4 protein-coding genes and 1 pseudogene are annotated in these 4,597 nt (G+C 71.5%); 3 read left to right on the top strand and 2 right to left on the bottom strand.

Annotated features, from left to right (window positions below; translation table 11 throughout):
- Nucleotides 1-637: peptidoglycan-binding protein (locus ACFV5H_RS09705; protein WP_385193837.1), on the top strand; the 637-nt coding region annotated here is incomplete at its 5' end.
- A gap of 119 nt (nucleotides 638-756) precedes the next feature.
- Here ACFV5H_RS09705 and ACFV5H_RS09700 read toward each other — a convergent pair.
- A pseudogene (locus tag ACFV5H_RS09700) lies at nucleotides 757-946 on the bottom strand (DUF397 domain-containing protein).
- On the bottom strand, nucleotides 943-1,170 hold the full coding sequence (locus ACFV5H_RS09695; RefSeq protein WP_385193835.1) for a Scr1 family TA system antitoxin-like transcriptional regulator: 228 nt from the start codon (nucleotides 1,168-1,170) through the stop codon (nucleotides 943-945). The pseudogene ACFV5H_RS09700 and the gene ACFV5H_RS09695 overlap by 4 nt, the downstream one beginning before the upstream one ends.
- Before the next feature lie 375 nt (nucleotides 1,171-1,545).
- On the opposite strand from ACFV5H_RS09695, the gene ACFV5H_RS09690 reads away from it, so the two are divergent.
- Together ACFV5H_RS09690 and pntB are read left to right on the top strand one after the other, a co-directional pair.
- Complete coding sequence (locus tag ACFV5H_RS09690) at nucleotides 1,546-3,102, top strand: Re/Si-specific NAD(P)(+) transhydrogenase subunit alpha (RefSeq protein ID WP_385193833.1); 1,557 nt, start codon at nucleotides 1,546-1,548, stop codon at nucleotides 3,100-3,102.
- 7 nt (nucleotides 3,103-3,109) lie between these two features.
- Nucleotides 3,110-4,501: a Re/Si-specific NAD(P)(+) transhydrogenase subunit beta gene (gene pntB, locus ACFV5H_RS09685; RefSeq protein ID WP_385193831.1), complete on the top strand. Its 1,392-nt coding sequence runs from the start codon at nucleotides 3,110-3,112 to the stop codon at nucleotides 4,499-4,501.
- Nucleotides 4,502-4,597 lie beyond the last annotated feature (96 nt).

The following is a 4,597-nucleotide window of genomic DNA, read 5'->3' as shown; positions in this document are numbered from 1 at the left end:
GGGACCGAAGACGGACGCGGGGGTGCGCTGGCTGCAGCAGAAGGTCGGCGTCACCGCCGACGGGCTGTGGGGCCCGGACACGGAGGCCGCCTACCGGACCGCCACGGGCGGCACCGGCGGAGGGTCGGGTGGCGGTGGGATGACGTCGGTGCGGTCGGTGGCCGCCCAGCAGCGCGCGGTCAACGGCCTCGGCTACTCCCCGGCGCTGGAGGCGGACGGGATCTGGGGGCCGAAGACGGACGCGGGGGTGCGCTGGCTGCAGCAGAAGGTCGGCGTCACCGCCGACGGGCTGTGGGGCCCGGACACGGAGGCCGCCTACCACGCCTACCTGGGCGAGGGAGCCCGCCTCGACGTCGACGGCGTCTTCGGTCCGGCGACCGTCGCGGCCACTCAGCGCGCCGTCGGCGCCACGGCGGACGGCCAGTGGGGACCCGCTTCCGTGCGCGCCCTCCAGCAGCACCTGAACAACTGGGGTTCCGCCGGGCTCACCGTCGACGGTGACATGGGCCCGGCCACGGTCAGTGCCCTGCAGCGGCACCTCAACAAGATGACGAAGGCCGGGCTGGGGGTCGACGGCGTGTGGGGACCCGCGACGGTCCGGGCCCTCCAGAAGGCCCTGAACCTCGGCAAGCTGTGACCGGGCCGGTGCGCCGTTCCCGGTCCGCTGCCGGGTTCGGCGGACGGCCGTCCGGGCAGCCGGCCGAACGACACCGCCCCACGTCGGACGGCTCCGGCGTGGGGCGGTGTGCGACAGGGTCAGTGCCGGGCGGCGTAACCGACGAAGTCGTTCCACGCGGTGGGGGAGAGGGCGAGTTCGGGGCTGCGCCGGTCCTTGGAGTCCCGGACGTGGACCGCCCGCGTGCCCCTGCGCCACCTCGACGCAGTCGTCGCCGTCGGAACCGCTGTGGCTGCTCTTGAACCAGGCCCGTTCGTCGATGCCGCTCATGGCGCTCCTCGCAGTCGCTTCAGCAGGCTCCTGGAGTCGTCGGAGGTGAGAGCCTGCGAGCGCGGTCTCGCATACCGCTGGAGCATGATGCTGACCTCCTTCGGGGCCGTGACCAGCATCCCGCCACGCTGCCCCTCCGCGTAGCCGAACCACTTGTTGTCCGGCGACTCCAGGAGCCTCAACGGCCCGTCGAACCCGGCATGGTCCGGCTGATGGCGCGGCATGACCTGCAACTCGACGTCGAACTGCGACGACCGTTCCAGGAGGCTGTCGAGCGATGCATACCGTCCGCGGAATGTGTGCGTACGCGAAGTGCCGTCGGCGGGGCGGCGCAAGTCCGTTCCCCGACGGGGGAAGGGCCGACGCCGTGCCCGTCCTCACCGGTCGGCGCGATCGGCGCGGTGCGACGTGTCTCATGCCGTCGCCACGTCGACTGCGGAGAGAAGTGGACCTACCGTACTGCCACGGCTGCTGATCGCTCGCCGGGCGTCGCCGCGGAGTCGGAAGCCGGGGCCCTTCCCGGAACGAGCGGCCGGGCACTTCGGACCATTGCGTCCTCGCAGACCACCATGGCGGACCACGAGACGAAAGAGCCGAGCATGCTGATTGGAGTGACCCGGGAGACCAGACCCGGGGAGACCAGGGTCGCGGCCACACCCGCGACCGTCAGGCAACTGACCGGACTGGGCTACGACGTGGTGATCGAGACCGGGGCGGGGGCGGGCTCGAGCATCACCGACGAGGCGTACACCCGGGCCGGTGCCGCGATCGGCACCGCCGAGGAGGCATGGCGTGCCGACCTGGTCTTCCGGGTGAACGCCCCCGAACCCGTGGAGGTGGAGCGGCTCAAGGAGGGCGCGACGCTGGTCGCCCCGCTCGCGCCGGCGGCCAACGGCGACCTGCTCACGGCGTTGGCCGCGCACAAGGTCGACGCCTTCGCGATGGACGCCGTTCCGCGTATCTCCCGGGCCCAGTCGCTGGACATCCTCTCCAGCCAGGCCAACATCGCGGGGTACCGTGCGGTGATCGAGGCGGCGCACCACTTCGGCCGGTTCTTCACCGGTCAGGTGACCGCGGCGGGCAAGGTGCCCCCGGCCAAGGTGCTCGTCGCCGGCGCCGGCGTGGCGGGTCTGGCGGCGATCGGCGCGGCCGCCTCCCTGGGCGCCGTCGTCCGTGCCACCGATCCACGGCCGGAGGTCGCCGACCAGGTGAAGTCGCTCGGTGGCGCGTACCTGCCGGTGGACGTCGAGGTGGAGCAGTCGGCCGACGGCTACGCGAGGGCGACCTCCGAGGCGTACGACCGGCGGGCCGCCGAGATCTACTCCGAGCAGGCCGCGGACGTGGACATCATCATCACCACGGCTCTGATCCCGGGACGTCCGGCGCCGAGGCTGATCACGGCCGCCGACATCGCCTCCATGAAGCCCGGCAGCGTCGTCGTCGACATGGCGGCCGCCCAGGGCGGGAACGTCGAGGGGACGGTCGAGGGCCAGGTCGTCACGACCGACAACGGTGTGACGATCATCGGCTACACCGACCTGCCCGCGCGGCTGCCGGCGCAGTCGTCACAGCTGTACGGCACCAACCTGGTCAACCTGATGAAGCTGGTCACTCCCGCCAAGGACGGGCGGATCGCCGTCGACCTCGAGGACGCCGTGCAGCGCGGGCTGACCGTGGTCCACCAGGGCGACGTGCTCTGGCCACCACCCCCGGTGCAGGTGTCCGCGGCCCCCGCCGCGGACACCGAGGCGAAGGAGCCGGGGAGGACGGAGGAGAAGGTGGCGGGGGCGGAGAAGAAGAAGAAGCGGTCCGCGACCGCCGCCGGAGCGGCCCTCGTCGGCACCGGTTCGCTGGCGCTGTTCCTCCTCAACGCCTTCGCCCCCTCGGAGATCACCCAGCACTTCACCGTGCTGACACTGGCGGTCGTGGTCGGCTTCTACGTCATCGGGCACGTGCACCACGCGCTGCACACACCGCTGATGTCGGTCACCAACGCCATCTCGGGAATCGTCGTGGTGGGTGCGCTGCTCCAGCTGACCGGCACCGACAACGTGGTGCTGGTGCTGGCCGGCGTCGCCACGCTGCTCGCCTCGATCAACATCTTCGGAGGCTTCGCCGTCACCCGCCGCATGCTCTCGATGTTCCGGAAGGCGTGAGGTGACCATGGACGTCCTCTCGATCTCCGGCGCGGCGTACCTGGTCGCCGCCCTCCTGTTCATCCTGTCGCTCGCCGGACTCTCCCGGCACGAAACCGCGTCCCAGGGATGGGCCTACGGCGTCGCGGGCATGACCCTCGCGCTCGCGGCCACGGTCCTGCGGGTCACCGACGCCGGTTCGCTCACCTCCCTCGTCGTCCTCGGATCCGCGGTCGCGGCCGGCGCGGTCGTCGGACTCTGGTGCGCGAGGCGCGTGCGGATGACCGGCATGCCCGAACTGATCGCGCTGCTGCACTCCTTCGTCGGTCTCGCCGCGGTGCTGATCGGCTGGAACGGCCATCTGGAGGGGGGTTCGCACGCCGACGGCATCCACCACGCCGAGGTCTTCATCGGTGTCTTCATCGGCGCGGTCACCTTCACCGGCTCCGTCGTCGCCTTCCTGAAGCTCTCGGCACGGATGAAGTCCGCGCCGCTGATGCTGCCGGGCAGGAACGCCGTCAACATCGGGGCCCTGGCCGGCTTCGTGATCCTCACGGTGCTCTACGTCGTCACGCCGTCCCTCGGCCTGCTGACGGCGGTCACCGCGCTGGCGCTGGCCCTCGGCTGGCACCTGGTCGCCTCCATCGGCGGCGGCGACATGCCCGTGGTCGTCTCCATGCTCAACAGTTACTCCGGCTGGGCGGCCGCCGCTTCGGGATTCCTGCTGGGCAACGACCTCCTGATCGTCACGGGCGCGCTGGTCGGCTCCTCCGGCGCGTACCTCTCCTACATCATGTGCAAGGCGATGAACCGCTCCTTCGTCTCCGTCATCGCGGGCGGCTTCGGGCTGGAGGCCGGCCCGTCGGGTGACCGGGAGTACGGCGAGCACCGTGAGATCTCCGCGGAGGACACCGCGGAACTTCTCCTGTCCGCCTCGTCCGTCGTCGTCACCCCCGGCTACGGCATGGCGGTGGCGCAGGCGCAGTACCCGGTCGCGGAGATGACCCGGATGCTGCGTGAGAAGGGCGTCGACGTGCGCTTCGCCATCCACCCGGTCGCCGGGCGGCTGCCCGGGCACATGAACGTCCTGCTGGCCGAGGCGAAGGTGCCGTACGACATCGTCCTGGAGATGGACGAGATCAACGACGAACTCGCCGACACGGACGTCGTGCTGGTCATCGGCGCCAACGACACCGTCAACCCGTCGGCGGCCGAGGACCCGGACTCGCCGATCGCGGGGATGCCGGTGCTGCGGGTGTGGGAGGCGAGGAACGTGGTGGTCTTCAAGCGGTCGATGGCCGCCGGCTACGCCGGCGTGCAGAACCCGCTGTTCTTCCGGGAGAACTCCCGGATGCTCTTCGGCGATGCCAAGACCCGCGTCGACGAGATCGTGGGCGCGCTGTCGCGGGTGCCGGTCTGAGAGGGGCGGCGGGTGGGGGGGGGGGGGGGGGTGGGGCCGCCGCCCCACCCCACCCCGCGCACCCAGAGGAGGGGGGCGCCCCGGCAGGGGGTGGGC

This window comes from Streptomyces sp. NPDC059787 (assembly GCF_042732315.1).
Classification (GTDB): domain Bacteria; phylum Actinomycetota; class Actinomycetes; order Streptomycetales; family Streptomycetaceae; genus Streptomyces; species Streptomyces atrovirens.
The sequence above is the reverse complement of the archived record's forward strand: the minus strand, read 5'-3'. Positions and strand labels throughout refer to the sequence as shown.